Source organism: Burkholderia ambifaria AMMD, from assembly GCF_000203915.1.
In the GTDB taxonomy this organism is placed as follows: domain Bacteria; phylum Pseudomonadota; class Gammaproteobacteria; order Burkholderiales; family Burkholderiaceae; genus Burkholderia; species Burkholderia ambifaria.
In genome coordinates this window covers 2188772-2214508 of the sequence record NC_008391.1, presented here as the reverse complement: position 1 = coordinate 2214508, position 25737 = coordinate 2188772, and the positions used below count along the sequence as shown (strand labels likewise).

At 66.6% G+C, this 25737-nt stretch carries 27 protein-coding genes and 1 pseudogene; 13 read left to right on the top strand and 15 right to left on the bottom strand.

What is annotated here, in order from left to right:
• Nucleotides 1-4 precede the first annotated feature (4 nt).
• From BAMB_RS25910 to gstA, 6 genes are all read right to left on the bottom strand, one after another.
• Entirely contained in the window at nucleotides 5-370 is a 366-nt protein-coding gene (locus tag BAMB_RS25910; protein WP_011660112.1) for a copper-binding protein, read from the bottom strand.
• Complete coding sequence (locus BAMB_RS25905) at nucleotides 367-3573, bottom strand: efflux RND transporter permease subunit (RefSeq protein WP_011660111.1); 3207 nt, start codon at nucleotides 3571-3573, stop codon at nucleotides 367-369. Before BAMB_RS25905 ends, BAMB_RS25910 begins: the two co-directional genes overlap by 4 nt.
• The gene (locus BAMB_RS25900; RefSeq protein WP_011660110.1) at nucleotides 3570-5087 is read right to left on the bottom strand and encodes an efflux RND transporter periplasmic adaptor subunit; all 1518 of its coding nucleotides are present in this window, start codon (nucleotides 5085-5087) and stop codon (nucleotides 3570-3572) included. Before BAMB_RS25900 ends, BAMB_RS25905 begins: the two co-directional genes overlap by 4 nt.
• A gap of 11 nt (nucleotides 5088-5098) precedes the next feature.
• Complete coding sequence (locus BAMB_RS25895) at nucleotides 5099-6391, bottom strand: TolC family protein (protein WP_011660109.1); 1293 nt, start codon at nucleotides 6389-6391, stop codon at nucleotides 5099-5101.
• A gap of 91 nt (nucleotides 6392-6482) precedes the next feature.
• On the bottom strand, nucleotides 6483-6863 hold the full coding sequence (locus BAMB_RS25890; RefSeq protein WP_011660108.1) for a hypothetical protein: 381 nt from the start codon (nucleotides 6861-6863) through the stop codon (nucleotides 6483-6485).
• A gap of 78 nt (nucleotides 6864-6941) precedes the next feature.
• Nucleotides 6942-7577, bottom strand: a complete 636-nt coding sequence (gstA, locus tag BAMB_RS25885) for a glutathione transferase GstA (RefSeq protein ID WP_011660107.1) — start codon at nucleotides 7575-7577, stop codon at nucleotides 6942-6944.
• Between the two features lie 140 nt (nucleotides 7578-7717).
• Here gstA and BAMB_RS25880 point away from each other — a divergent pair, with 140 nt between their 5' ends.
• The 4 genes from BAMB_RS25880 to BAMB_RS25865 all read left to right on the top strand — a co-directional run bounded on the left by BAMB_RS25880 (nucleotide 7718) and on the right by BAMB_RS25865 (nucleotide 10976).
• Nucleotides 7718-8074, top strand: coding sequence for a winged helix-turn-helix transcriptional regulator (locus BAMB_RS25880; RefSeq protein WP_011660106.1), 357 nt, complete (start codon nucleotides 7718-7720; stop codon nucleotides 8072-8074).
• 20 nt (nucleotides 8075-8094) lie between these two features.
• Complete coding sequence (locus BAMB_RS25875) at nucleotides 8095-8463, top strand: hypothetical protein (protein WP_041491578.1); 369 nt, start codon at nucleotides 8095-8097, stop codon at nucleotides 8461-8463.
• A 48-nt stretch (nucleotides 8464-8511) separates the two neighbouring features.
• On the top strand, nucleotides 8512-9372 hold the full coding sequence (locus tag BAMB_RS25870; RefSeq protein ID WP_011660104.1) for an XAC2610-related protein: 861 nt from the start codon (nucleotides 8512-8514) through the stop codon (nucleotides 9370-9372).
• Nucleotides 9373-9566: 194 nt separating this feature from the next.
• Nucleotides 9567-10976 carry an MFS transporter gene (locus BAMB_RS25865; RefSeq protein ID WP_011660103.1) on the top strand — a complete coding sequence of 470 codons (1410 nt, stop codon included), beginning with the start codon at nucleotides 9567-9569 and terminating at the stop codon, nucleotides 10974-10976.
• Nucleotides 10977-10992: 16 nt separating this feature from the next.
• On the opposite strand, the pseudogene BAMB_RS34485 reads toward BAMB_RS25865, so the two are convergent.
• Nucleotides 10993-11254, bottom strand: a pseudogene (locus BAMB_RS34485) (LysR family transcriptional regulator); the annotation flags it as partial.
• Nucleotides 11255-11460: 206 nt separating this feature from the next.
• Here BAMB_RS34485 and BAMB_RS25855 point away from each other — a divergent pair.
• Complete coding sequence (locus BAMB_RS25855) at nucleotides 11461-12297, top strand: helix-turn-helix transcriptional regulator (RefSeq protein WP_011660101.1); 837 nt, start codon at nucleotides 11461-11463, stop codon at nucleotides 12295-12297.
• Between the two features lie 238 nt (nucleotides 12298-12535).
• Here the strand turns inward: BAMB_RS25855 and BAMB_RS25850 are convergent, their stop codons facing one another.
• The gene (locus tag BAMB_RS25850; protein ID WP_011660100.1) at nucleotides 12536-12940 is read right to left on the bottom strand and encodes a nuclear transport factor 2 family protein; all 405 of its coding nucleotides are present in this window, start codon (nucleotides 12938-12940) and stop codon (nucleotides 12536-12538) included.
• Between the two features lie 136 nt (nucleotides 12941-13076).
• On the opposite strand from BAMB_RS25850, the gene BAMB_RS35565 reads away from it, so the two are divergent.
• Together BAMB_RS35565 and BAMB_RS25845 are read left to right on the top strand one after the other, a co-directional pair.
• Nucleotides 13077-13217, top strand: a complete 141-nt coding sequence (locus tag BAMB_RS35565; protein ID WP_158380549.1) for a hypothetical protein — start codon at nucleotides 13077-13079, stop codon at nucleotides 13215-13217.
• 259 nt (nucleotides 13218-13476) lie between these two features.
• Entirely contained in the window at nucleotides 13477-14067 is a 591-nt protein-coding gene (locus BAMB_RS25845; RefSeq protein WP_011660099.1) for a GNAT family N-acetyltransferase, read from the top strand.
• Between the two features lie 42 nt (nucleotides 14068-14109).
• Here BAMB_RS25845 and tam read toward each other — a convergent pair whose 3' ends face one another.
• A complete protein-coding gene (gene tam / locus BAMB_RS25840) occupies nucleotides 14110-14898 on the bottom strand; it encodes a trans-aconitate 2-methyltransferase (protein ID WP_011660098.1) in 789 nt (262 codons plus the stop codon).
• Between the two features lie 122 nt (nucleotides 14899-15020).
• Between tam and BAMB_RS25835 the strand changes: the two genes are divergently transcribed.
• Nucleotides 15021-15917 (top strand): LysR family transcriptional regulator, encoded by an 897-nt coding sequence (locus BAMB_RS25835; protein WP_006749418.1) that lies wholly within the window; start codon nucleotides 15021-15023, stop codon nucleotides 15915-15917.
• Between the two features lie 15 nt (nucleotides 15918-15932).
• On the opposite strand, the gene BAMB_RS25830 is transcribed toward BAMB_RS25835, so the two are convergent.
• Nucleotides 15933-16367 (bottom strand): GNAT family N-acetyltransferase, encoded by a 435-nt coding sequence (locus BAMB_RS25830; protein WP_011660097.1) that lies wholly within the window; start codon nucleotides 16365-16367, stop codon nucleotides 15933-15935.
• A 510-nt stretch (nucleotides 16368-16877) separates the two neighbouring features.
• Here BAMB_RS25830 and BAMB_RS25825 point away from each other — a divergent pair.
• Both BAMB_RS25825 and BAMB_RS25820 read left to right on the top strand, forming a co-directional pair.
• Nucleotides 16878-17363 carry a DUF3304 domain-containing protein gene (locus BAMB_RS25825; RefSeq protein ID WP_011660096.1) on the top strand — a complete coding sequence of 162 codons (486 nt, stop codon included), beginning with the start codon at nucleotides 16878-16880 and terminating at the stop codon, nucleotides 17361-17363.
• A gap of 17 nt (nucleotides 17364-17380) precedes the next feature.
• Nucleotides 17381-17851 (top strand): DUF3304 domain-containing protein, encoded by a 471-nt coding sequence (locus BAMB_RS25820; RefSeq protein WP_011660095.1) that lies wholly within the window; start codon nucleotides 17381-17383, stop codon nucleotides 17849-17851.
• Nucleotides 17852-17896: 45 nt separating this feature from the next.
• Here the strand turns inward: BAMB_RS25820 and BAMB_RS25815 are convergent, their stop codons facing one another.
• Nucleotides 17897-18097 carry a hypothetical protein gene (locus BAMB_RS25815; protein WP_011660094.1) on the bottom strand — a complete coding sequence of 67 codons (201 nt, stop codon included), beginning with the start codon at nucleotides 18095-18097 and terminating at the stop codon, nucleotides 17897-17899.
• Between the two features lie 30 nt (nucleotides 18098-18127).
• Entirely contained in the window at nucleotides 18128-19456 is a 1329-nt protein-coding gene (locus BAMB_RS25810; RefSeq protein ID WP_041491576.1) for a DUF3422 family protein, read from the bottom strand.
• 160 nt (nucleotides 19457-19616) lie between these two features.
• Between BAMB_RS25810 and BAMB_RS25805 the strand changes: the two genes are divergently transcribed.
• On the top strand, nucleotides 19617-20492 hold the full coding sequence (locus BAMB_RS25805; RefSeq protein ID WP_011660092.1) for a LysR family transcriptional regulator: 876 nt from the start codon (nucleotides 19617-19619) through the stop codon (nucleotides 20490-20492).
• Nucleotides 20493-20522: 30 nt separating this feature from the next.
• Here the strand turns inward: BAMB_RS25805 and BAMB_RS25800 are convergent, their stop codons facing one another.
• The gene (locus BAMB_RS25800) at nucleotides 20523-21089 is read right to left on the bottom strand and encodes a hypothetical protein (protein WP_011660091.1); all 567 of its coding nucleotides are present in this window, start codon (nucleotides 21087-21089) and stop codon (nucleotides 20523-20525) included.
• A gap of 454 nt (nucleotides 21090-21543) precedes the next feature.
• On the opposite strand from BAMB_RS25800, the gene BAMB_RS25795 reads away from it, so the two are divergent.
• Complete coding sequence (locus tag BAMB_RS25795) at nucleotides 21544-22680, top strand: acyltransferase family protein (protein ID WP_011660090.1); 1137 nt, start codon at nucleotides 21544-21546, stop codon at nucleotides 22678-22680.
• Nucleotides 22681-22737: 57 nt separating this feature from the next.
• Here BAMB_RS25795 and BAMB_RS25790 read toward each other — a convergent pair whose 3' ends face one another.
• The gene (locus BAMB_RS25790; protein ID WP_011660089.1) at nucleotides 22738-23328 is read right to left on the bottom strand and encodes a class I SAM-dependent methyltransferase; all 591 of its coding nucleotides are present in this window, start codon (nucleotides 23326-23328) and stop codon (nucleotides 22738-22740) included.
• A 201-nt stretch (nucleotides 23329-23529) separates the two neighbouring features.
• Between BAMB_RS25790 and BAMB_RS25785 the strand changes: the two genes are divergently transcribed.
• A complete protein-coding gene (locus BAMB_RS25785; RefSeq protein ID WP_127456229.1) occupies nucleotides 23530-23763 on the top strand; it encodes a hypothetical protein in 234 nt (77 codons plus the stop codon).
• Nucleotides 23764-23785: 22 nt separating this feature from the next.
• Here the strand turns inward: BAMB_RS25785 and poxB are convergent, their stop codons facing one another.
• Nucleotides 23786-25507 (bottom strand): ubiquinone-dependent pyruvate dehydrogenase, encoded by a 1722-nt coding sequence (poxB, locus tag BAMB_RS25780; protein ID WP_011660087.1) that lies wholly within the window; start codon nucleotides 25505-25507, stop codon nucleotides 23786-23788.
• Nucleotides 25508-25737: the final 230 nt, after the last annotated feature.

Below are 25737 nucleotides of genomic sequence, written 5' to 3'. Positions count from 1 at the left end.
GCGCTTACGATGCCTTCTCGAGCCTGACGATCGTCAGCGTGCCGTTGACGCGCTCGACGCGCACCCTCACCTTGTCGCCCGCATGAACCTCGGCGAGCATCGCCGCGTCCTTCGCCTTGAACGCCATCGTCATCGACGGCATGTCGACGTTCTGCAGCGCGCCGTGCTTCAGCGTAATTTTGCCGCTCGCGGCATCGACCTTCTTCACTTCGGCATCGGTCAGCGCCGTGCCCGATTCGGCCGCGCCGCCGGACATCTTCACGCCGGACATCTCCATGCCCGACATGTCGCCCGCGGCAAGCGCGGGTACGGCGAACGCGCCGGTCGCGAGAGCGGCAGCGGCAGTGGCGATCAGTTGATTCATCTTCATCGTGATTCTCCAGTGGGGTTGGACGGCACGTTCATGCCGTGAGGAACTGCATCGGAATGCCGCCGGCGGCTGGCGCTGCGCACCCGCCGGCGCTGTCGCAAAAGCCATGCGGCGGGAATGACGAACATCGACAGCAGCGGTGCGGTGACCATGCCGCCGACCATCGGCGCGGCGATGCGCTGCATCACTTCGGAGCCGGCGCCGTGTCCGATCATGATGGGCACGAGGCCGGCAAGCACGACGGCCACCGTCATCGCCTTCGGCCGCACGCGCAGCACCGCGCCTTCGCGAATCGCGTCGAGCAGCACGGCATCGGTCAGCGGCTCGCCGGCGTCGACGCGGCGCCGCAGCGCGCCCTTCAGGTACAGCAGCATCACCACGCCGAACTCGGCGGCCACGCCCGCCAGCGCGATGAAACCCACCGATGTCGCGACCGATACCGCGTGGCCGAGCGCCCAGACGAGCCAGAAGCCGCCGACCAGCGCGAACGGCACTGTCGACATCAGCAGCAGCGCATCGGCTGCCGAGCCGAACGTGAGGAACAGCAGCACGAAGATCACGGCGAGCGTCACCGGCACCACGGTGCGCAGCGTTGCCGCCGCGCGCTCGAGATATTCGAACTGGCCCGACCATGCGATCGAATAGCCGGGCGGCAACGCGACCTGCTGCGCGACCGCCTGCTGCATCGCGCGAACCGCGGTGCGCAGATCGGTGCCGCGAATGTCGACGTACACGTAGCCGGACAGCCGCGCATTCTCGCTGCGGATCATCGGCGGCCCGTCGGCGATCGCGACGCGTGCAACGTCGCCGAGACGAAGCTGCGCGCCCCGCGCGGTGACGACCGGCAGCTGCCGCAGGTTCTCGAGCGAATCGCGAATCTCGCGCGGATAGCGGATGTTGATCGGAAAGCGCTCGCGCCCCGCAATCACCTCGCCGACGTCCTCGCCGCCGATCGCCGACGACACGACCGACTGGATATCGGCCACCGACAGCCCGTAGCGCGCGGCCGCGAGCCGGTCGATGTCGACGTCGATGTAGCGTCCGCCATTGAGCCGTTCCGCGAGCGCGGACGTGACGCCCGGCACGTGCTTCACCACCGCCTCGACCTGCGTCGCGATCGCGTCGATCCCCGGCAGGTCCGGTCCGGAGATCTTCACGCCGACGGGCGTCTTGATGCCGGTGGACAACATGTCGAGCCGGTTGCGGATCGGCGGCACCCACACGTTCGACAGCCCCGGCACCTTCACCGTGCGATCGAGTTCGTCGACGAGCTTCTCGGGCGTCATCCCCGGCCGCCACGCGCTGCGGGGCTTGAAGCGGATCGTCGTTTCGAACATCTCGAGCGGCGCGGGATCGGTCGCCGTATCCGCGCGCCCCGACTTGCCGAACACCGTATCGACCTCGGGCACGGTCTTGATCAGCCGATCGGTCTGCTGCAGCAGCTCGCTCGCCTTGTCGGCCGAGATGCCCGGCAATGCGGTCGGCATATACAGCAGGTCGCCCTCGTCGAGCGGCGGCATGAACTCGCCGCCGAGCCGCGCCACCGGCACGGCCGTCAGCAACAGCGCGACGACGGCAACACCGATCGCGAACCACGGGCGCCGCAGCGTCGCTTCGAGCAGCGGCCGGTACACGCGGATCAGCACGCGGTTGATCGGGTTCGCGTGCTCGGGCGGAATGCGGCCGCGCACGAGATACCCCATCAGCACCGGCACCAGCGTCACCGAGAGAGCGGCCGCGGCGGCGATCGTGTAGGTCTTCGTGAACGCGAGCGGCGCGAACAGCTTGCCCTCCTGCCCTTCGAGCGAAAACACCGGAATGAACGACAGCGTGATGATCAGCAGCGAGAAGAACAGCGCCGGCCCGACCTCGGCGGCCGACGTCGCGACCAACTCCCAGCGGCGTGCGGTCGTGATCGGCTCGCCCGGATGCGCATCGCCGTATGCCTCCAGATGCTTGTGCGCGTTCTCGATCATCACGATCGCCGCGTCGATCATTGCGCCGATCGCGATCGCGATGCCGCCCAGCGACATCAGGTTCGCATTCACGCCCTGGTAACGCATCACGATGAACGCAGTCAGCACGCCGAGCGGCAGCGCCAGGATCGCGACCAACGCGCTGCGCAGATGGAACAGGAACACCGCACAGACGATCCCGACGATCACGAATTCCTCGATCAGCTTGTCCCTGAGGTTGTCCACCGCGCGCTCGATCAGCTGCGAGCGATCGTAGGTCGTGACGATCTCGACGCCGGGCGGCAGCGAGCGCTTCAGCGCGGCGAGCTTCGCCTTCACCGCGTCGATTGTCGTCAGCGCATTCTTGCCCGAGCGCATCACGACGACGCCGCCCGTCACCTCGCCCTGGCCGTTCAGTTCCGCGATCCCGCGCCGCATCGCGGGGCCGACCTGGATGCGCGCGACGTCGCCGAGCAGCACCGGCGTGCCCGCCTCGTCGGTGCACAGCACGACGTGCCGGAAGTCGTCGAGCGTGCGCAGGTAGCCGGACGAACGCACCATGTACTCCGACTCGGCCAGCTCGACGACCGAGCCGCCCGATGCCTGGTTCGCCTTGCCGAGCGCGTCCGCGACCGCCGCCTGGGTGATGCCGTACGCACGCAGCTTGTCCGGATCGAGCACGATCTGGTACTGGCGCACCATCCCCCCGATGCTCGCGACTTCCGACACGTCCGGCACCGCCTTCAGCTCGAATTTCAGGAACCAGTCGTTGAGCGCGCGCAGTTGGCCGGGGTCGTGGCGGCCGGTGCGGTCGACAAGCGCGTACTCGTACACCCACCCGACCCCGGTCGCATCCGGCCCGAGCGACACGGTCGCGCCCGCGGGCAGCCGGCTCTGCACCTGGCTCAGGTATTCGAGCACGCGCGAACGTGCCCAGTACGGGTCGGTATGGTCGTCGAACAATACGTAGACGAACGCATCGCCGAACGACGAGTACGCACGGACGGTTTTCGCACCCGGCACGCCGAGCAGCGTCGTCGTCAGCGGGTAGGTGACCTGGTCCTCGACGATCTGCGGCGCCTTGCCCGGGTACGACGCCTTGACGATGACCTGCGTGTCCGACAGGTCGGGCAGCGCGTCGAGCGGCGTCTGCCGCAGCGCATGGACACCCCACGCCGCGAACAGAACGGTCGCGAGCAGCACCAGGAAGCGGTTGCGGACGGACCAGCGAATCACGTGCACGATCATGGCTTGCCCCCCAGCGGATCGACCTTCGTCAGCCGGTAGCCGTCGTCGCTCTGCACGAACGCGAAGCGCGCCGTCTGGCCCGGCTTCACGTCCGGAAACGCGGTCGCGGACGGCTTGCCGAAGGTCATCGTCATCGCGCCCCAGCCGAGCGCGGGCACGGGCCGATGCGAGAACGTGATGTCGTCGGCCGTGACGCTTTCGACCTTGCCGGTGGTCTCATAAGTCGTCGCCGCCTTCGGTGCCGACGCGGGCGCGGCCCCGCTCGCGCCGGCGCTGCTTGCCAGTCGCGGCAGCACGGACTTGAGGCTCGCTTCGGAATCGATCAGGAACTGCCCCGATGCGACGACCGTATCGCCGTCGCTCAACCCGGCGAGCACTTCCGTATCGCTGCCGACGTCGTTGCCGAGCGTCACCGTCACCGGCTGCAGGCTGCCGTCGCCGCGCTTCACGATCACGATCGTGCGCTTGCCGGTGGCGATCACCGCCTCCGACGGCACGAGCAGACGCGGTGCCGCCTTCGGGTCGGCGACGCGCACGCGCATCAGCATGCCGGGCGTCAGCTTCAGCGATGCGTTGTCGATCTCGAGCCGCGCCTGCAGCGTTCGGCTGCTCGTGCTGATGCCCGGCAGGATCTCGCGGATGCGACCCGCGAAGTGCCGCGACGGATCGCCCGCGAACGTCGCGTCGACCTGCATCCCCGGCTGCACGTTCAACGCCAGCGCTTCGGGAATCTCGACGAGCAGCCACAGCGTCGACAAACCGGAAATCCTCGCGAGCGTCTGCCCCGGCGTGACCATTGCGCCGTCGCGCACGTTCAGCTCGCTGACGACGCCGGTTTCCGGCGCGGACAGTACGACGTGGGTCTGCACGCGGCCCGTGCGATCGAGACTCGCGATCATGCCGTCCGGAATCGACAGGGCGCGCATGCGTGCGCGCGATGCGTCCAGCAGGTCGCGGTCCATCCCGCCGCGCTTCAGCGCCAGGTATTCCTCCTGCGGCGCGAGCCAGTCCGGCACGTACAGCGACGCGATCGGCGCGCCCTTGTCGATGCGCTGCATCGGCGCCCGCGCGTACAGGCGATCGATGTAGCCCGTCACGCGCGACTGCACGACATCCGTGCGCGCCTCATCGAACTGGGTGGTGCCGACCGCATCGAATCCGACGGCCGCTTCCTGACGCCGGACGGCCGCATAGCGGATGCCGAGGTTCTGCTGCAGGCCCGGATCGATCCGAACGCCCGACGTGCCGCCGCCTTCGTCCGCATAGACGGGTTGCAGCTGCATGTCCATGAACGGCGACTTCCCGGGCTTGTCGAAGTGCTGGTTCGGCACCATCGGATCGTGCCAGTACAGCACCTTGCGTCCGGACGTCGGGTCGGATCCAGCCGGCGACGCAGCGGCGGCCTCTGGCGCCGCGCTTGCCGCACGGCGTGCACCCGCGACGTAACCCGCGCCGACGAGCGCCACGGCGACGCACGCCAGCAGGACGGCGCGGACGAGCGTTTGCTTCGTCATGTCGTTCTCCTTCATTGTGCGGCGGCGAGGGTCGGCGGCACGACCTGATATTCGAGCCGCGCCCAGGTCTGCGAAACCTCGCGGCGAACATCAAGCACCTGCAGTTGCGCATCGAGTTGCGCGCGGCGCACGGCGAACGTGTCGGCGAGCGACCCCGTGCCGGCCCGGTATGCGGCGTCGGCAAGCTGGACGCGCTGCTCCGCGGCCGGCAGCAGCGCGTCGCGCAGGTTCGCGATCCGCGCGCGGCCGCTCGCGAGCGTTGCCGACTGCATGCGGATATCAGCCTGCACCTGGCGCAGCGTGTCCTCGTACATCAGCCCCGCTTTCGTGGCGAGCGCGGCCTTCTCGGCGACGTCGCGGTTCTGCCGGTTCTTGCGGTTCAGCGGCAGCGGGATCGTCACGCCGAAGGACACCATGTTCGAATACGCGCCGCCCCGCTGCTGGTACGCGACTTCCCACGTCCAGTTGGGGCTGCGCTCGCTGTTCGCCACCGCGGTGTCGGCTTCGGCGACGGCGATGTCGCCCGCCGCGGTGATGAGCGTCGGCTGCGACAACCGCAATTCATCCGGCGGCAACGACGATACGAACGATTCCGCGGCCGGCGGCGTTCCCGCGACGTCGTCGACGGGCGCGGCGGTCCAGCGCGACAACGCGATGCGCGCGGTCTGGTAGGCCTCCTGCGCCTTCAGCAGCTGATCCTGGGTCTGCGCGAGCATCGCCCGCGCCTGGACGACGTCGCCCGCACCTGCCTTCGCGCCGCGATACGACGCCTTGATCGCCTCGAGCTCATGGCTCATGTGATCGAGCAACACCTGCTGAAGCGCAAGCGCCTGCTTCGCGTAGATCGCGTTCAGCCACGCCGCGGCCGTCTGCTGACGCACGCTGGCGAGTTGCGCGAGATAGCCGGCGCGCTCGCGCCCGACCTGTTCGTTGGCGAGCGCCGTGCGCAGGCGCCGCTTGTCGCCCGACACCCATTCCTGTTCGATGCCGATGCGGCGCATCGTCATGAAGTCCTGGCCGACTGTGAAACGCTGCCCGCCGTTGACCGGCAGATTGTCGATGCCGGCCTTCAGCAATGGGTCGGGCAGTTGGCCGGCCTTGACGGCTGCCTCGGAACTGGCACGCACGGAAGCCTGTGCGGCCTGCATCGACGCGGAATGTTCGGTGGCGGACTGCAGCGCGGCGTCCAGTGTGACAGGCGCCAACTGCGCGTGGGCGGCGCCCGCAACCAGCAGCGCCGCTCCAAGCATGGGCGCGCGCCGACGCGCACGCCGCGCGTGCGGCGTGCAGAGATCGAATGACATGGTGTAACCCCAAGTCGGAACCCGAATGGGCTCCACGTCCTGAATGCAGGACGAACCTCACCGCCTCGGCGGTGAACCGGTCAAATCGGGATCAATTGATGCGGGGTGGGCGCCACAACCCGTTCGGGTCGCGAATCGGGACGGACTGCGCGTAGTGGAAGACGATCGTACTGGTGTATGCAGCGGGGCGGCCGACGTCGGCACGAGCGGCGGAGTGATAGAGACTGCCGAACTGACACTGGGCGGTCAGCTTGCAGGCCATGCCTTTCGCTTTCGCCTTGGTGCTGTCGGCGGTCGATGCCTTCATCGAATCGCAGCCGCTCATGTCGGCGGACATGCTCATGCCCGCGTCCGCATCCATCGACATCGTGGACTGCATCGGACATTCGCCGGTCAGCCCGCTGGCTGCCAGCCCGCTGACGGGCAGCACCGCGCAAAGCAGCAGCAGGATGAAGGTCCGAAGCCATTTCATGGCGGCGATTATAGCGCGGCGAATGGCGGCGGAGCCGGGCGATATGTACGGCTTCGTACGTCTCCCGGGCCGCCCGGCTCACTCGCTGGCCAGGCCGTCCGCGGCGAGCACCTGCTGTACGGCCGGCCGGGCCCGCACCCGCTCGTACCACGCGCGCACGTTCGCATGGCGGGTCAGGTCGATATCCGCGTTGTACACCGAGCGCATCCAGTCGGCCTTGCCCCAGCCCGTCACCGCGAACAGGTACGCGTCGGCGATCGTGAACGTATCGCCCATCAAGTACGCGTTGCCGTCGAGCTGCCGGTCGATCCACGCAAAACGACCGTCGAGCTTCTGCCGCACCGGCTCGACGTATTTCCCCGCCTGCACCGCATATAACAGCGGAATGAAGCCCTTGTGGATTTCGGTGCCGACGAAGTTCAGCCACTCCATCAGCCGATAGCGGGCGAGGGTGCCGTACGCGGGCGCGAGCGCCGCTTCCGGACGTTGGTCGGCGAGATACTGCGCGATCACCGGCCCTTCGCGCAGCATCGTGCCGTCGTCGAGTTCGAGCAGCGGCACGTAGCCGAGCGCGTTGACGTCATAGTAGTCGCGGCCGTCGTCGATGCGATGCTTGCGCGCGTCGACCGTGACGATCTGCGCGTCGAGGCCCGCTTCGCGCAGCACGATGCGGATCGCCTGCGAACAGCTGCCGGGAGCGTGATAGAGCTTCACTTGCTTTCCTGGGTTAGTTGGTGGTTGAACTATCGATTCGTCGCGACGTGGGCGCTAATATCTCGCATCTGCGCGACGCGCGAAAGACGGCAGTCGTTTGTGCCGTAGTCACAAAAACGTTACCTATCAGGGCCAGCAGCATGAAAACGAGTGCGACAGGATGTTCCGTGGAAGAGGCGATGCGCATGCTCGGCGGCCGCTGGCGACTGCTGATCGTGTCGTATCTGCTCGACGGGCCCAGGCGCTTCAGCGACCTGCGCCGCGACATGCCCGGTATCTCGCAACGGATGCTGACGCTCGATCTGCGCGCGCTCGAGGACGCCGGCTTCGTGCGGCGCACCGTGTATCCGGAAGTGCCGGTGCGCGTCGAGTACGATCTGACCGCGGACGGCGACCGGCTACGGCCCGTCGTCGAGGTCATGCGCGAATTCGGGTTGTGGCTGAAGGCGCGCGATGCGCGCTGCGGCGTCGCGACGCAAGCGGCCTTGCACAATTGACTCAACATCAGAGAAACATCATGGAACTACACGCCACCGTCGGCGCGGCCACGTCCGACGTCGACGACGACGAAAGCTGCGCGAACATCTATTGCCACGATGCGGAGCAAAACTATTGCTTCTCGCTGCTGCACTTTCCGGAGGAAACGACGATCGAGGTGATGGTGCGCGACCAGCTCACCGCGCACGTGAATGATCTGTCGGTTCGTCTGACGGGCGACACGATCGAAGTCGAGCTCGATGAGCGCACCGCCGCGCGGCTCGACGGCCATACGCATTACGTGATTCATCTCGCGCCCGGCGAGCATGATCCCGTCGCGCTGCGCGCCGCGCTGAAGGAAATCTTCGACGGCAAGAGCGGGTATCGCGACGACAGCGCAAGCGCGTAAGCTGGCCGGCTCGACACACCATCCCGCCCACGCGTTCGAACTCCGCTCATGACACGCACTCCGCGAATCCAACCGCTGCTCCGCCGCTGCGCGCTGCTGATCGCGTGCTGCGCGTCGGCTGCCGCTGCACACGCGGCCAAACCGCTGCTCACGTTCAAGGTCGACGACGCCGTCACGGCCCGTGTCGAACACGCCGAAGGCGCGCGCATCACGATCCGCTTCCTGCCGAGCGGCAAAACGCAGGTGCTCGACGTCGGCGTCTCCGACGAGGAAGGCCACTACCGGCTCGCGTCCGACGACTACAACTTCGACGGCCACCGCGATCTCGCCGCGTATGCACTGCTCGGGATGGTCGACGAGCACTACGGCATCTTCCTGTACGACGCCGCGCATCAGCGGTTCGAGCCGCTGAACCTGCCGGCGGCCGGCATGCCGCACGGCAACTGCGACGACCTGATCAACGTCCAGGCGAAGCCGAACGAGCGCACGCTGTACAGCTCGTGCCGGGGCGGGCCGATCTGGTACACCGACGCCTACCGCTTCGACGGCAACGGCAGGATGTATCTCCATCAGTCCAGCGACGCGATTCCGGACGATCTGCACGACCTGTTCGACGGCGACTCGGGCCCGCCGTCGATGCTGCTGACCTATGACGCGCACGGCAAGCGCGTCTCGCGCCGCCCCGACGCATACGGCGGCGGCAAGGTCACGTTCAAGGTGCGCCCGGCGCGCCTGCCGTTGCACGACGCGATGAACGACGCGCCGACGCGCCGCTATGTCGTCGCCGGCGATACGCTCGAACTGATCGACGCCAGCGCCGACTTCGAGTGGCTGAAGGTGCTGTATCGCAATCCGCATGGCGGCAGTTCGCAGGGCTGGGTCAGCGCGAAGGAAGCGACCGGCAACTGAGCCACGATGCGGCGGCTGCGTTCTCCGCGCGCACCGCCCTTTCCCACATACTGAGCGCCTCACGTCCCATTAATAGGGATGCCTGTCCAAATGTTGACGCGCTTCGCCCCACGGCCCTAACGTTCGCCCAATGCCATTGGATCCGGCCGCACCACCTCGCGGGTGTCGGCCGGCACAGAACACAGGAGACGACCGTGGCCCATTCCGCGTCACGCACGCATGCCAGCCCGTCGGCGCAGCCGCACACGCGCGCCGACACCGCACCCGACACCGCCCACGATTCCGCAGCCCGCGCGTCCGCGCCCGCGGCCGCCACCTTCACCGCGCCGCCGAGCCGCAAGCGCCTGATCATCCTTGCGCTGCTGTTCGTCACGGTGGTGATCAACTATCTCGACCGCAGCAACCTTTCGATCGCCGCGCCCGCGCTGTTCAAGGAATTGAACATCGACCCGGTTCGCGCGGGCCTCGTGTTTTCCGCGTTCGGCTGGACCTATGCGTTGATGCAGATCCCCGGCGGCTGGCTCGTCGACAAGGTGTCGCCGCGCGTGCTGTATGCGGGCGCGCTCGCGCTGTGGTCGGCCGCGACGCTGCTGCTCGGCTTCGCCGGCTCGTTCGTCGGGCTGGTCGTGCTGCGGCTCGCGGTGGGCGCGCTCGAAGCGCCGGCCTATCCGATCAACAACCGCGTGGTCACGACGTGGTTCCCGACCCGCGAGCGCGCCAGCGCGATCGGCGGCTACACGTCGGGGCAGTTCGTCGGCCTCGCGTTCCTCACGCCGGTGCTCGCGTGGCTGCAAGTGCATCTCGGCTGGCACATGGTGTTCGTCGCGACCGGGCTCGCCGGCATCGCATGGGCCGCGATCTGGTATGCGGTGTATCGCGAGCCGCGCGCGTTTCGCGGAGTCAATGCGGCCGAGATCGCGCTGATCCGCGACGGCGGCGGCCTCGTCGATCTCGAGGACCGCGTCGCCGCGCGCACCGAACGCGCGCCGTCGACGTGGCGCGACCTCGGCGTCGTGCTCGGTCGGCGCAAGCTGTGGGGCATCTATCTCGGCCAGTTCGCGCTGAACTCGACGCTGTGGTTCTTCCTCACGTGGTTCCCGACTTACCTCGTCAAGTATCGCGGGATGGATTTCATCAAGTCGGGCTTTCTCGCGTCGCTGCCGTTTCTCGCCGCGTTCGTCGGCGTGCTGTGCTCGGGCGTGCTGTCGGACTGGCTGATGCGGCGCGGCGCGTCGCAGGGCTTCGCGCGCAAGCTGCCGATCATCTCGGGGCTGCTGATCTCGACCTGCATCATCGGCGCGAACTATGTCACGTCGACGGGCTGGGTGATCGCGTTCATGACGATCGCATTCTTCGGCAACGGCTTCGCGTCGATCACGTGGTCGCTCGTGTCGGGCCTCGCGCCCGCGCGGCTGCTCGGCCTCACGGGCGGCGTGTTCAACCTGATCGGCAACCTGTCCGCGATCGCGACGCCGATCGTGATCGGGCTGCTCGTCGACGGCGCGGACTTCTCGCGCGCGATCACCTACATCGCCGCGATGGCGCTCGCGGGCAGCCTGTCGTATGGGCTGCTGGTCGGCAAGGTCGAACGCATCGACGCTTGAGTCGTCGCATGGGCTTCGCGGGCAGCGCGACCGCGTCGATGTTGGACGCGCGCAGTAGATCCTCGCCGAACGCGTTGACGATCGGCTTGTCGCTCGCGCTGCGCATCCATCGCGAGATGCAGCGGCACGTCGAAGCTGAACGTCGTGCGGCCGACGGCCTTCACGAGCCCGCACTGCTCGACTTGCTCCGCATCATGCGCGGGCAGGTAGCCGAGATGCCCGCGCGACAGGATCGGAATCGTCGCCGCCGCTATGCCGTCCGCGCTCGCGGTCACGCGTCATCTCGCCGATCCTCGATGTCGGCGTCGCATTCCACGTTGCTCGTCGTTACCCATTTATACTGCCCCGGTATGCCCCCTTCGTTGGGGGACAAGCTGCGTTTTCCGGGGCAGGATGGCTGACAAGACACCTGCCGGTATTTCCCCTGAATGACGATTTCGGCTTCCGGCGCTAGAATCGCGCCCGCTTTTCATCGGCGAACCGCATGCTGCCCGACGTGAACTCCTCCCACCGCGACACCGATCGCTTCAACGTGTCGTTCAAGGCGCTCGGCGAATTGATCGAGACGGTCGGCACGCCGCACTTCGTGCCGCGTCTCGCGCAACTGCTGAACGATGTGGTGCCGCTCGACGTCGCGCACATCGAACGCTCGCGCGTCGATGGCGCGATGCCGACCGGCTATCGCTGCGAATGGATCGGCAGCAGCGGCATCGGCGCGGAGACTGATACCGCCGAAATCTCCGACGTGATGACGCTCTACTACGAGCGCTTTTTCGACAGCGATCCGCTGTTCGCGGGGCTGCGCGGCAAGACGGGCACGATGCTCGTCGTGCGCGACATCGCGGCGATCCCGCCCGGCGAGTTCCGCCAGCGACTGTTCGACGACGTGCGTATCGGCCACGAATGCGTGCTCGCGCGCGGCACCCGCTATGCGCAGCATTCGATCGCGCTCGAACGCGGCCGCGACCGCCCGCCGTTCACGCTCGCCGAGATGAGCCACTTTCGCAGCATCAGCGACGTGCTGTTCCCGTTGCTCGAGCTGCACGCGTCGACCACCGCCGCGCGGCGCATCGCGCATCCGACGCCCGACGTGCATCCGCTCGCGCAGTTCGATGCGCGGATCGCGGCCGACGGCGTGAAGCTGTCGAAGCGCGAATACGAAACCTGCAAGCATCTCATCTCCGGCAAGACCGTGCCGGAGACCGCCGAGATCCTCGGCGTGCGGGTCGCGTCGGCCGAGTCGTACGTGAAGCGCGCGTTCGCGAAGCTCGGCGTGCGCACGAAGCGCGAGCTCGCCGCATGGGGCGCGATCGTCGGCTGAGCACGCCGATGGCACGGTTGTGCAGCGCCATGCGCGTTGAGATCCGTCGATGCGAACGTTGTGACTTCAAGCTCTTCGCGCCCGCATTCACCTCTACCATCGATCGATCGCTTTTCATCGTGCCTGCGCGGCTATCAGGAACTGCGCCACGCGATGCGGGGGATCGATTGACCAGTGCGGCCGTTCGAGCCGTTGGCGACGACCGGGTTTCCTCGGCAGCCAGCTGCGCGCGGCGCCGTCAGTAACGATGTGCGGCCGCTTCGGCGGCGGTATCGTGGTACTCGGCAAACTTCGCTATCTTCCCGCTTTCGATCGTGAACACGTGCACCCAGTCGTCCTCGTACGTGCGCCCGGTCGACAGCACATGCCAGCGCTGCGTGCCGAGCACGACGACCCGCTTGCCGCTGGCGATGAACTCGAGCGGCTCGAACCGTTCCGCGGTCTGCGTCGCCGCAAGCGCAGCGAAGAACGTCGCGACGTCCCGCGGCCCGCGTCTCCTGCCGACGAACGGTACGACGTCGGCCGGCCCCGGGATGAACCAGTCGATGTTTTCGGACAGCGTCTGCAGGACGCCGCCGATGTCGCCCCTGCCGAACGCCGCGTACGCGTCCTGCACCAGTTGCACATTGCTTTGCTCGCTCATCACGCCCTCCCGCCATCGCCGGTTCGCCGCGTTGCGGCGCGGAAATCCTCCCGCAGACAATTCAGCATAGTCGAAGCGCGGGACGGCACGCACAGGGTTCACGAGCAATCGAGTGGCGTGGATTCGGTATGACAGTATGAGCAATTCGCGGTACCGCTATCTTGCCGCGATGCGCGATGCGGTCGCGGCGCTGGAGCGCGTCGACGTGCTGCTGCTCGGGCCGTGCGTCGAACACGTGATCGAGCAGCACACGCGCGAATCGGCCGCCCTCTGCTGAGCCATGAACCGCGCGTTGCACTGTTGATCGACGATGGCAGCGCCGCCGTTTCGAGGTTGCATCAATTGGCATTCGATTATTCGGATTCCTCTTTACCCTCTTCCACATGCACGCGCAGCACCGTCGACAAATCCCAATCCGATGGTGACAACCAAACTGCTGCGAGGTCCGCGCCGATATCCCGCATAATCGGGCGTTGAACGGCGCCGCGGGGGGAAGGATTGTGCGAGCGCAGCCACTCGAGACAGGACACCGACACATGGACCGAGCCGAGCACATCAGCATCGAACAGGCGGTCGATCTGCCCGCCGACGAACTGAACGGATGCGACTTCTCGTTCGAGATCGCGTGGGAACTGAACGCGCCGTACCGCGATCTGCTCGACTTGCGCGCGCTGCCCGTGCGGCGCAAGGACTACGGCTTCGACCCGGCCGGCTGGGCGCGCGAGGCGTGCGGCGGCACCGCGCTGTTCCGCGCGACTGCGGGCGGGCGCCTCGCGGGATTCGTCGCGATCACCGAAAGCTGGAACGGGATGGCCGAGATCGCGGAACTCGCGGTCGATCGCGCGTGCCGGCGGCAAGGAATCGGCCAGTACCTGCTGGCGGCCGCGGAAGCGTGGGCGCGCAGCCGCGGGTTCGGCTTCATGCGGCTGGAAACGCAGGCGAACAACGTCGCGGCCTGCTGCACGTACGCCCGCGCGGGCTTCGTCGTGGGCGGCCACGACCGCTTCCTGTACGCCGACGGCGTGAACGACGGGGAAGTCGCGCTGTTCTGGTACAAGGATCTGCGCGACGGGCAGACCGCGAAGAGCCGGACCGTCGATCCGGAATCGATGCGGCCGTTGTCCTGACGCGCTACAACCTGCCGCCCCGAGACCAGTCTTGCTGTTGCATTACTTCCGCGTCGCGACGATGAACAGTCGCGGGAACGGCAGCAGCACGGTGCCGTCGTCGAGCACCGGATAGCCGTCCGGTCCCGCGAGCGCATCGCGATAGCGCGCGATGAACGCGTCGCGTTCGCTGTCGTCGTCCAGCGCCGCGAGGAACGGCCGCAGCGCGCTGCCCTTGAACCATTCGACGACCGCATCGGCGCCGCCGCTCAGCGGATGGTAGTAAGTCGTGCGCCATACATCGACTCGCGAACACATCGGCGACAGCAACGCGTAGTAGTACCGTGCATCGAACCGCTCGGTGCGCGCGGCGTCTTTCAGCTTGTCCGCCCACGGCCCGGCCGCGGCGACTTCGCGCATCAGCCGGTGCGCGGGTTCGTCGAGATTGTCGGGCATCTGCACCGCGAGATGGCCGCCCGGCGCGAGCCAGCCGACGAGTGACGGAAACAGCGTGTCGTGCGCGGGCACCCACTGGAGCACCGCGTTCGACAGGATCAGGTCATAGCCGCCCGGATCGCTCCAGGTCGAAACATCCGCCAGATCGAAACGCAGCGCGGGCAAGCGCTCGCGCGCGGCCGCGATCATGTCCGGCGACGCGTCGATGCCGCGTACCGTCGCATCGGGCGCACGCGCGATCAGCGCCTCGGTCGAATTGCCGGGCCCGCAGCCGATGTCGATCGCGGTACGGATCGGCGTATCGGGCACCGCGGCCAGCAGGTCGCGGACAGGCCGCGTGCGTTCGTCTTCGAATCGCACGTACTGTTTCGCGTATTGATCGGGTGGGGTCGTCACGGTAGGCCTCCTGGTCGGCGTGGACGGCGTCGGGATATCGACAGCCGTCGATGCAACACATTCTGCGATTTCGGCGTTCGTCAGTAAAATGAATTCAATATCGCCATTGATTCATATTTCTGATGAAAATCGATACGCTTGGTGTCCAGGCTTTCGTCGCGATCGCCGATGGCGGCAGCTTCAGGCAGGCCGCCGACACGCTGCACGTCACGCAAACGGCGATCACGCAACGGCTGCGCAAGCTCGAGTCGTTTCTCGGTGTCGCGCTGGTCGAGCGCACGACGCGCCGCACCACCCTCACCGAAATCGGCCGACGTTTCCTGCCGCAGGCGCGCCGCCTGCTGAACGAACTGTCGGATGCGCTGACCGAAATCCGCGAAACGGGCCTGAGCCAGCGCGGCGACGTGACGATCGCGTGCGTGCCCACCGTCGGCGTGCAGTATCTCCCCCGCATTCTGCGCGCGTTCTCCGGGCACCGGCCGCACGATCGCGTGAAGATTCTCGATCATGCATCGGCGTCGGTGCTGCAAGCCGTGCTGCGGCGTGAAGCGGAATTCGGGATCAGCATCGCCGGCGATCAGCATCCCGAACTTGTCAGCGTGCCGCTCACGCATGATCCGTACGTGCTCGTCTGCCGCGACGATCATCCGCTCGCGAAGCGGCGGCGGATCCGCTGGGCGGCGCTGCAGCCGCATCCGCTGATCTTCGCGGGCGAAGTGAGCGGCAATCGCGGGCTGCTCGACGGTGCGCTGAAGACGAGCGGCGTGTCGCTGCATTCGTTCTACGAGGTGCAGCGCAGTTCGACCGCGCTCGGGCTTGTCGCGGAAGGTCTCGGCGCGGCCGTGGTGCCGAAGCTCGCGGTCCAGAAGAACGCGTATCCGATGATCCGCACGATCGAGCTCGTCGAACCGTCGGTGTCGCGCACGCTCGTGCTGGTCAAGCGCAAAGCCGCGCAGTTGTCGCCCGCGGCGCAGGCGCTGTACGACATGATCGTCGAGCGCGCGACGCCGGGGCGGTGACTCGGGCGATATCGCTCAAAGCGTCTTGACCATGAACACGCGCGCCGCGCCCTCCGGCTCGCACGGCACTTCGCCGAATACCTCGTAGCCGTGCTTCAGGTAGAAATCCGGCGCCTGGAAGGTGATCGTGTAAAGCACTGCACGCGCGCAACCGCGCCGCTTCGCCTCCGCTTCGGCCTCGCGCAGCAGGCGGCTGCCGAAGCCGCCGCCGCGCAGCGATTCCGGCAGGTAGAAGAGATCGATGAAGAACAGGCCGAGCGACGTCCGGCCGGTGAGGCCGCCCAATACCTCGCCGGTCGCGGGATCGGTCACGTAGACGTCGAGCGCCGTCGTGTCGGCGCGGCCGGTCACCGCGTGATTGAATTCGCCGAGCTTGCGGCTGATGAAGTCACGGGCGGCCGGCTGCTCGGTGTCGGTCAGCTGAAGGGAAACAGCGGGATGCGCGGTCATGGAATGAAGGCGTGCGTGAATGGACGGCCGGATGTGCGGAGCGTCCGCAGCCGGTGTCGCACGACTATAGCGCGTCGGGTGTTTGCGCGCCGCGAGCCGGGCTTGCGGGTGCGCTGATCACGCGTATGCGTCCGGCCCCGAGCGGCGCTTGCGACGTCCGCGGGGCCTACGTCAATCAGATCGATGATTTCGGAGCCGGAGGCGCGTATGCAAACGAGTCACAAGGCGGCAGCGACATCGTATGCTGTCCCGAGGTACCGCCGGGAAAGATACCTGGCACATCGGGATCGTGTACGACCTGACTCGCGAAGAGGCTCAAAGAAATCGACCGAATGAAGTTTACGAGACAGATATTCCGATACCCACACTGCCGGGCAAGCATTGCGGATAGGTCGCGTTCCACTTTCTTCCCGACAGGAAAATTGTCTCGCATGGGTTGCTCGCCGAATCGACGCGCATGTTCCGGACACCCGCTAGACTGACGGATTTGATGGATCGATCGATGGAATCATGGGCATGTTGAGCGTGATGCGCCGTATCGTTCGCGAACCGATCGTCGTCACTGTGCTACTGCTTGGCGGGGCATGGTGGGTACACGCGCGGACCGCCAGCTACGGCCCTTATCGCGTGACCGGCTACAACTACACGCATCGAAGCATTGCGCTTTTTACGATCGATGGCTTTGGAGCCGGAGGTTCCAACGCACATGAATCCGGCGGAGGTGGAGGAACGGTATGTTGCATGAGCGTGCCGCGAAACAGAAAGACATGGCATATCAAGATCGTCTACGAACTGACTCAGGAGCAGTACAAAAAAGATTTGCCGAACGATGTATACGAAACTGACATCCCTGTCCCGTCGTTACCCAATAGGCACGACGGATACATCGAATTCCATTTCCTGCCCGACCGCAAGATCGAAGCCAAATGGGTCGACTATCCGACCGATCCGCGCAACATGAATACAACGAATAAGGCTTTGTCCACGACGAACTGAATGACAGGCACAACGACATGCTGAATTTCCTTCGCCGTCTCATTCGCCGCCCGCTCGCGATCGCCGCGCTGCTGCTCGGTGGTGCGTGGTGGCTGCATGCACAAACAGCGAGCTACGGGCCATACCATGTCATCGGTTACAACTATACCGACAGAAGCATCTACAGTTTCACGATCGACGGGTTTGGAGCAGGTGGTTCTACCGCCCACAAACCCGGGGGCGGTGGAAAATCCGTATGCTGCATGGACATACCACGCGGCAAAAAGATCTGGCACATCAAGATCGAGTACGAGTTGACTCAGGATCAGTACAAGAACAACTTACCGTCCGACGTGTACGAAACGAACATTCCGGTGCCGTCCTTGCCGAACAAATCCCAGGGATATATTGAATTCCACTTCCTCCCTGGTCGAAAAATCGAAGCACAGTGGGTCGATTATCCGACCGATCCGCACATCCCATTCGCCCGCCCGAACGCGGCAAACTAACGCAGCCGTCAGCTTGCCCGCATCAAGACCACGCCCAACACCGCGTCAGTTATACCCAAGAATCGCCACCGCCGCGACATCCGGCCGATCCATCGTACCGCCCACAAGCGACGTCATCGGCTCCTGCAGCACGGCCTGATACGACGTCACGTGCACTTCCTCCGGCGCGCCGGATTCGTCCCACATCGGCTCGTCGAATGCATCGAGGCCAGTGAAAAACTGAGCTTGCGTTTGCGTAAAAGTCATCTCCACTCCTTTTGATATGTCATTGATGTTCTAATTCGCCTGCTTCAACGCCGCCGCATGCACCGTCGGCACGGGCGCACCGTCATGCGCGGCCTCCGACCGCGCGAGCTGCGCGCGCGTGCGTCGCGTGATGTGAATCACCGCGAACACGACCGGCGCGATCAGCAGGCCTTCCGCCAGTTCGGGATCGACCGGCAGGTTCATCACGTGCAGCGCCTTGAACGCCGCGGTCGCAAGCGACAGCACGTAGTACGAAATGGCTGCCACCGACAGCCCTTCGACGGCGTGCTGCAGATGCAACTGATTGCGCGCGGTGCGCTCCATGCCGACCAGCAGCCGCGTCACGTCCTTTTCCTGCGCAAGATTCACGCGCGTGCGCAGCAGGTCGACCGCTCGCGCAATCCGCGCGGCGATCTGCTCATGACGCGCCCACACGCTGCGGCAAGTTTCCATCGCCGGCGCGAAGCGCCGCTCCATGAATTCCGCGATCGTCGGCATCCCTTCGATGCGCTCTTCGCGCAATTCTTGGATGCGGGCCAGCACGAGCTTTTCGTACGCACGCGACGCGCTGAAGCGGCCGCCGGACCCCGACAGCGCTTCGACCCGCACCGCCAGATGCGTGAGCTTCACGAGCAGGGCCGCGTCGTCGCCGTCGGCGCCGCTCGCGTCCATCCGCTGCATCAGTGCATGCAGCGCCGCGTGAATCTCGTCGAGTTCACGGCTCATCCGCCGCGCGACCGGCAACGCGAGCAGCGCCATCATCCGGTACGTCTCGATTTCATACAGACGCTGCAGCAGCCGCCCGCCCTGCTCTTCGCGGAAATCCTCGTCGACGACGAGAAAGCGCATGAAGCCGTCGTCGCGCACATGCCAGTCGCAGAACACCTTGCCGCCGCCGAGCACGTTGCTGCCGACGAGCGCGGGCCCGTCGATCCAGCGGCGCAGGTCGCCGCACACGAGCCGCGCGGCATCGCCCGACAGCAACTCCATGCGCACCGCGACGAAGCGGATGCCCGCGAGCCGCGCGAACCATGCGGCCGGGATCCCTTCGATCGCGAGATCGTCGAAATAGCCGGTGTCGCGACGCGGCGCGACGAACGTGAAGGTCGAGAATTCGGTGTGGCGCTCCCACTTCAGATGCCAGCCGCACGGCGACTGCACCGCGTAGTGGGTCGCGCCGTCTTGCGGCACGGCGATGCCGGTGTCGCGGCACAGCGCGTGCAGCAGCGTTTCGTGGATGTCGGGCTGGCCGTCGGTGTAGATCGCGTAATGCGTGAGCGACACGGCCTCGGCGAGCCGCAGGAATGGCCGGGCATGCAATTCGGCGGCCAGTGCGGCGCGCAACGGATGATCCATCATCGGTACACCACTCTTCCCTGTTCAACGCCGCACGCCGGCACGCCGGCTTGATTGCCACACCACATCGAACGATACGGCGGGCTCGATTCCACTATGGCAGACACATAGCGACAATAAAAACGCATAATGCTGATCGTTACGTTCAGTTTTCCTGATACCGATGAAGATGCTCGATCACGACGTGCTGGCCACCGTCGTCGCCGTCGCGGAAACCGGCAACATGACCCGCGCCGCCGAAGCGGTGAACCGCTCGCAGTCGGCTGTGAGCATGCAGATCAAGAGCCTCGAGGACGCGATCGGCCGGCCGCTGTTCATGCGCAAGCCGCGCAGCATCGTGCTGACGCGCGAAGGCGAGGTCTTGCTGGGATTCGCCAGACGAATGCTGGCGCTGCGCGACGAGGCGTGGGCGGCCGTAGTGCGGCCCGAAGTGACCGGTAAGGTGGTGATCGGAGTGCCGGACGACTATGCGTCGTCGCTGCTGCCGTCGGTGCTGAAGAAGTTCTCGGCCACCTATCCGAAGGTCGAGATCCAGGTGATCGGGCTGCCGAGCAGCGCACTCGCGCCGCTCTTGAAGGAAGGCACCGTCGATCTCGTATGCGGCACGCGCATCAAGGGGCTGTCCGGCGACTTCATCCGCCACGAGCCGATGGCGTGGGCCGCGATGACGAACGGGCCGCGCGTATGGGAAGAACGGCCGCTGCCGATCGCGGTGTTCATGCCGGGCAGCGTCGCGCGCGAGAACGCGATCCGCAGCCTCGAACGCGCGAAGCTGCCGTTCCGCACTTCCTATGAAAGCCCGAGCCTGCTCGGGTTGCTCAGCATGGTCGAGGCAGGCCTTGCGGTCGCGCCGCTCGCGCGCTGCGCGATTCCCGCGCAACTGTCGATGCTCGGCCGCTCGCACGGGTTGCCCGACCTGCCGCCGCTCGAACTGATCCTCGCGCGCAGCACGAAATCGAAGCGCCCGCCATGCGACTTTCTCGCGGATCAATTGATGGAAGACCTGCAGCGGCAAACCGGCCAGGCCGGCGATGCCTGAAGTATGAGCGGGCGGGCGCCGCCCGCGCCGTCACGAACCGCCGGGCTGCGGATGGCCGGCCGCGAGCAACGCGGCGTTGACGATGGCTGCGACCGTATCGACGAGCGCCTCGAGCGTGTCGCCGTGCACGTGCCGCGTGGCCGGCGGAACGCATTCGTTGCGGCGGCCGCCCCACTGCGACCCGGCCGTCACCGATAGCGTCGCGCCGAACCGGTTGCCGTGGCGTCGACCGAAGATGCCGACGCGCTGCTCGCCCATATACGCCTGCTCGGGCAGAAACAGCCGGATCTCGACCGCGACCTGCTCGGGATCGCCGGCGCGCGTGTTCGCATCGACGCCCGGCTCGAATACCTTCGCGACGCGAAACGTCACGTGCGAATCCCACGCGGCCAGCGGGCCGCCGGCCGCGTCGACACGTTCGATGTCGACCGACCATTGATGGCGATCCGGCAAGCGGATCGCCTGGCGCAGCAGCACGTCCGCCGCGCGAACCGTCACCAGCAACTGCCGGGCGAGCTGTCTGCCCGACGGCAGTGTCACCACGCGCACGCGACGGCTAGCGGGACGCGCGGTGTGTACTTCTTCCGTGAGGTACATGGATCCTCCTTGGCGAAGGCAGCGCCGCATTCGACGCGGCGCACAAACGTCCGCCGCGACCGGCCGACGAAGCCCGACGACCGATAAAACGGCGACGAATCGACTGCAAGCAATCGGTGTTCCCGGCCTGACGAACCCAGTTTAGAAGGCACCGCATCAATACCGTGCAAAAAAACGGGGTTGCGGTGCAAAAAACGGCATGCGGGCTGGCGCTGCCGGTGCCCGTCAACGCTGACAGGACCACCGCCCACGCTGCGCCGATACACTGTGTACCGCCTCGATGTTCTGCGTCCGCGATGCCGGACGTCGTTTGCATCCTGTGAATTCAGCCCCCTGATCCGATGGAGTCTCGCTTGAAACACCGGCACCTCACGCTGCTCGACGCACAACCCGACGCCGGCCCCGGTTCACGCGACGCGTTCCCCGCGGCGCAGGCGCTCGCCCTGCAGCCGCGATGAGTACCGGCCCGCGCAATGCGCGGATCGACATGCTGCGCGGCGTGTCGATCCTGCTCGTCCTGCTGCATCACTTCAACATTCCGTATTCGCTGCGCGACACGTCCATCGCGCACATGTTCGGCTGGGATGCCGTGCATGCGGTGGTCCGCAACGGCAACTACGGCGTGACGATGTTCTTCGTGATCTCCGGCTATCTGATCACGTCGAATGCACGCCGTCGCTGGGGCAGCCTCGGCGCGATAGACGTGCGCACGTTCTACATCTCGCGGATCGCGCGCATCGTCCCGTGCCTGCTCCTGCTGCTTGCGTTCGTCAACGCACTGGCGGCAGCCGGCGTGCCGATCTTCGCGAACCACGCGCCGCAGGGTGTCGCCGTGTCGTTCTGGCTCGTGAATCTCGCGTCGCTGACGTTCTGGATGAACGTGCTGATCGGCGCATACGGATGGGTCAACTATGCGCTCGGCGTGCTGTGGTCGCTGTCGGTGGAGGAGGTGTTCTACCTGTCGTTTCCGCTGCTGTGCATCGCGCTGCGCCGCGACGCGCGCCTGTTCGCGTTCTGGCTGGCGATTGCCGCGATCGGCCCCGTGTACCGCTTCACGCATGCGGACGACGAAGCCGGATTTCTGTATGCGTATTTCGCGTGCTTCGACGGCATCGCGATCGGCTGCTGCACCGCGTTGCTGGCCGGGCGCGCGGGCTGGCAGCGGCTCGCGGCCGCGCCGGTGCAATGGTTGACGGCGATCGTCATGACCGTGCTCTATCTCGCATGGCCGATTGCGCAAAGCCATGTGCTCGGCGTATCCGCGATGGCGCTCGGCACCGCCGTGCTGCTGATCGGCGCGCAGGCGCACGGCGAGCAAGCGCAGGCTCGCGTGCTCGCGCCGCTGCGCTGGAGCGGCCGGCTCAGCTACGAGCTGTACCTGTTCCACCTGATCGCGCTCGGCGCGCTGCGCACGGTGTGGCCGCCGTCCGCCATGCACGGCGACGACAAGCTCGGGTTGCTCGTCGCCTATCTGGTGTTGTCGGCTGCATTGAGCGCGGTCATCGCGCGCGGTTACGCGACGCCGCTCGACCGCTTCATTCGGCAGGCCGCGTCGCGACCTGCGGCACGCATGCCGGACGCTGCGACATGAGCCGCATCCGACAGCGCCTGCAGGGTCGATGAAAGGAAGCGCGGCATCACACCGGCATCACGCCACTTCTCCGATGGCGGCGCGGCGCATCGTCACGATGCGCGCGGGCGGAATATTTGCCCATACGATCCGACTGGCATCGGCAACAAATGCCGGATCGCCGAGCGGATGACGATCGGGCGAGCGCAGGTCGTAGGTGAACTGGATCATCACACCGTCGACCGCCAGCACGCGCTGGCACTGACTGATGATCGCCGTCACATCCTGGCGCGGCAGCGTACGCAGCGGCAGGCACGACACGATCGCGTCGACGCGCGCGTCGCTCGGCAGCAGCCGCTCGAGCTGCCGAGCGTCGCCCGACACGATCGAGATGCCGGGAAAGCGCCGCCGCAGGTGCTGCACGAACGCCGGCGACCGCTCCACCACGACGAGGCGCCGCGGCGCGACGCCGCGCTCGAGCAGCGCGGCGGTGATCGCGCCGGTGCCGCCGCCGAGCTCGACGACGAGCCCGTCGCCATCCGGCACCACATCGGCCATCTCGCGCGCCAGATGCCGCGAACTTGGGCACAACGCGCCCACCGCGGCCGGGCGGCCGACCCACTCGCGTACGAACAATGCCGAGACGCGCAACGCGTTCGGCCAGATCATCGGCCCACCTTGCGCGGTTGCGCGTTCAGCTTCGACGTGCCGATGAGCGTTGGAAACAGGGGTACGACGACACCGGGCATTTTCACGTGCATCCTCCTCGACAAACCGGTCCGCCGCGGCGAAGCGGCGATCAATCGATTCTAGGAAACGCAAACTTAAGGCGACGTGAAGATTGTGCCTGATTGCGCCATCGAGGCGGACATGCCGCCGCCGAACATCCGCTCAGCGGTCGACGCGCTGCTGAAGCTACGCGGTAGCTCGCCGACGTGCTGGCCGTGCGTGCTGCCCGCCGTCACCGCTCTCGAGAATGCGATGAACGACGCCGCGATCGCCCGCAATCGGTCATCGGGTCGGATCCGGCATCGGCCGGCCGCGCTGCGACTGTTCGTGCAGGCCGTGCGCGAATGGACGGGGAGCGACACATTGACCGATTGACGATGCGCGCCGCCCCGCCGCCTCACCGCAGGTTCGTCCGCGCCAGCTCGACGATCTCGTCGCCGCGACCGCTCAGGATCGCACGCAGCATGAACAGACTGAACCCCTTCGCATGCGCAATCTCGATCTTCGGCGGCATCGCGAGTTCGTACTTCGACGTGACGACGTCGACGACCGCCGGCCCGTCGTGCGCGAACGCGGTGCGCAGCGCGTGCTCGACGTTCTCCGAATGCTCGACGCGCACGCTGAAGATCCCCGCGCCCTTCGCGATCGCCGCGAAGTCGGTCGGGCTCAGGTCGACGTTCGTGTCGAGATAGCCGGCCGCCTTCAGTTCCATCGACACGAAGCCGAGCAGGCTGTTGTTGTAGACGACGATCTTGATCGGCAGGTTGAGTTGCCGCGCGCTCAGCAGATCGCCGAGCAGCATCGACAGCCCGCCGTCGCCCGACAGCGACACGACCTGCCGCCCCGGATGCGCGCCCTGCGCGCCGAGCGCCTGCGGCATCGCGTTGGCCATCGAGCCGTGATTGAACGAGCCGTGCAGCTGGCGCTTGCCGTTCATCGTCAGATAGCGCGCGGCCCACAATGTGGGCGTGCCGACGTCGGCCGTGAAAATCGCGTCGTCGGCCGCGACTTCGTCGACGATCTTCGTCAGGTATTGCGGATGGATCGCGCGGCCCGGCGGCTCGGCCACCGCGAGATCGTCGAGCCCCTTGCGCGCGGCCGCGTAGTGCTTCAGCGCGTTCTCGAGGAAGCGCCGCTGCGTCTTGCGCGTGAGGCGCGGCAGGAGTGCCGCGATCGTTTCCTTCACGGTGCCGACAAGCCCGAGCGCGAGCGGCGCGCGATGGCCGAGCTGCGAGCCCTTCCAGTCGATCTGCACGACCTTTGCGTGCGCCGGATAGAACGGGCGATACGGGAAATCCGTGCCGAGCATCAGCAACGTGTCGCACGCCTCCATCGCGTGATAGCCGGAGCTGAAGCCGATCAGCCCCGTCATCCCGACGTCGAACGGATTGTCCCATTCGACGAACTGCTTGCCGCGCAGCGCATGCACGACCGGCGCGCCGAGCGTGTCGGCGAGCGCGACCACTTCGTCGTGCGCGCCCTGCGTGCCGCTGCCGCACAGCAGCGTGACCGCGTCCGATGCATTGAGCAGCGCCGCGAGCCGGTCGAGATCGGCGTCAGCCGGCAGGATCGACGGCGGCGCCGATTCGCTCCACGTGGGCGCTTCTTCCGGGCCGTCGCCGAGCGCGATATCGCCCGGCAGCACGATCACCGCGACGCCGCGTTCCTCGATCGCCGTGCGCATCGCGCGGGCGAGCACGCGCGGGAACTGCGACGCGTTGGTCACGAGTTCCGCGAAATGGCTGCATTCGCGGAACAGTTCCTGCGGATGGGTTTCCTGGAAGTAGCCGAGACCGATCTCGGTCGACGGAATATGCGCGGCGATCGCGAGCACCGGCTGGTGATTGCGGTGGCAGTCGTACAAGCCGTTGATCAGGTGCAGGTTGCCGGGGCCGCAGCTGCCCGCGCACACCGCGAGCCGGCCGGTCGATGCCGCATCCGCGCCGGCCGCGAACGCGGCGCTTTCCTCGTGACGCGTATGCATCCAGCGGATCGAGCCCATCTGGCTCAGGCTGAACGACAGCCCGTTCAGACTGTCGCCCGTCACGCCCCAGATGCGCTCGACGCCCGCTGCCGCCAGCGTCTTCGCCAGGTATTCCGCCATCGTCTGTCTTGCCATCATGCCCTCGCTCGTTGTTCGGTCGTTACACGATTGATCCGGCTACGGCAGCCGCCATCGCCGCTGACGGAACGAGCATACGCGATCGTTCGAAGCAACGTCGTGATGACGCAATCGTGCCCGGAAGCGCTGCCGTTCGGCCGTTTTGGGCGATGTCGGGCAGGTGCCATCGTGTCGTCGCCAGCCGCGCTGGCAGGTCGATCCGCGCCCGGCCCCGGCCGAACGCCGGC

Excerpts from the sequence above, each read along its gene's own strand:
- BAMB_RS25910 (WP_011660112.1), bottom strand. The coding sequence starts at position 370 with ATGAAGATGAATCAACTGATCGCCACTGCCGCTGCCGCTCTCGCGACC.
- BAMB_RS25905 (WP_011660111.1), bottom strand. The coding sequence starts at position 3,573 with ATGATCGTGCACGTGATTCGCTGGTCCGTCCGCAACCGCTTCCTGGTG.
- BAMB_RS25900 (WP_011660110.1), bottom strand. The coding sequence starts at position 5,087 with ATGACGAAGCAAACGCTCGTCCGCGCCGTCCTGCTGGCGTGCGTCGCC.
- BAMB_RS25895 (WP_011660109.1), bottom strand. The coding sequence starts at position 6,391 with ATGTCATTCGATCTCTGCACGCCGCACGCGCGGCGTGCGCGTCGGCGC.
- BAMB_RS25890 (WP_011660108.1), bottom strand. The coding sequence starts at position 6,863 with ATGAAATGGCTTCGGACCTTCATCCTGCTGCTGCTTTGCGCGGTGCTG.
- BAMB_RS25880 (WP_011660106.1), top strand. The coding sequence starts at position 7,718 with ATGAAAACGAGTGCGACAGGATGTTCCGTGGAAGAGGCGATGCGCATG.
- BAMB_RS25875 (WP_041491578.1), top strand. The coding sequence starts at position 8,095 with ATGGAACTACACGCCACCGTCGGCGCGGCCACGTCCGACGTCGACGAC.
- BAMB_RS25870 (WP_011660104.1), top strand. The coding sequence starts at position 8,512 with ATGACACGCACTCCGCGAATCCAACCGCTGCTCCGCCGCTGCGCGCTG.
- BAMB_RS25855 (WP_011660101.1), top strand. The coding sequence starts at position 11,461 with ATGCTGCCCGACGTGAACTCCTCCCACCGCGACACCGATCGCTTCAAC.
- BAMB_RS25850 (WP_011660100.1), bottom strand. The coding sequence starts at position 12,940 with ATGAGCGAGCAAAGCAATGTGCAACTGGTGCAGGACGCGTACGCGGCG.
- BAMB_RS35565 (WP_158380549.1), top strand. The coding sequence starts at position 13,077 with ATGAGCAATTCGCGGTACCGCTATCTTGCCGCGATGCGCGATGCGGTC.
- BAMB_RS25845 (WP_011660099.1), top strand. The coding sequence starts at position 13,477 with ATGGACCGAGCCGAGCACATCAGCATCGAACAGGCGGTCGATCTGCCC.
- BAMB_RS25835 (WP_006749418.1), top strand. The coding sequence starts at position 15,021 with ATGAAAATCGATACGCTTGGTGTCCAGGCTTTCGTCGCGATCGCCGAT.
- BAMB_RS25830 (WP_011660097.1), bottom strand. The coding sequence starts at position 16,367 with ATGACCGCGCATCCCGCTGTTTCCCTTCAGCTGACCGACACCGAGCAG.
- BAMB_RS25825 (WP_011660096.1), top strand. The coding sequence starts at position 16,878 with ATGGGCATGTTGAGCGTGATGCGCCGTATCGTTCGCGAACCGATCGTC.
- BAMB_RS25820 (WP_011660095.1), top strand. The coding sequence starts at position 17,381 with ATGCTGAATTTCCTTCGCCGTCTCATTCGCCGCCCGCTCGCGATCGCC.
- BAMB_RS25815 (WP_011660094.1), bottom strand. The coding sequence starts at position 18,097 with ATGACTTTTACGCAAACGCAAGCTCAGTTTTTCACTGGCCTCGATGCA.
- BAMB_RS25810 (WP_041491576.1), bottom strand. The coding sequence starts at position 19,456 with ATGATGGATCATCCGTTGCGCGCCGCACTGGCCGCCGAATTGCATGCC.
- BAMB_RS25805 (WP_011660092.1), top strand. The coding sequence starts at position 19,617 with ATGAAGATGCTCGATCACGACGTGCTGGCCACCGTCGTCGCCGTCGCG.
- BAMB_RS25800 (WP_011660091.1), bottom strand. The coding sequence starts at position 21,089 with ATGTACCTCACGGAAGAAGTACACACCGCGCGTCCCGCTAGCCGTCGC.
- BAMB_RS25795 (WP_011660090.1), top strand. The coding sequence starts at position 21,544 with ATGAGTACCGGCCCGCGCAATGCGCGGATCGACATGCTGCGCGGCGTG.
- BAMB_RS25790 (WP_011660089.1), bottom strand. The coding sequence starts at position 23,328 with ATGATCTGGCCGAACGCGTTGCGCGTCTCGGCATTGTTCGTACGCGAG.
- BAMB_RS25785 (WP_127456229.1), top strand. The coding sequence starts at position 23,530 with ATGCCGCCGCCGAACATCCGCTCAGCGGTCGACGCGCTGCTGAAGCTA.
- poxB (WP_011660087.1), bottom strand. The coding sequence starts at position 25,507 with ATGGCAAGACAGACGATGGCGGAATACCTGGCGAAGACGCTGGCGGCA.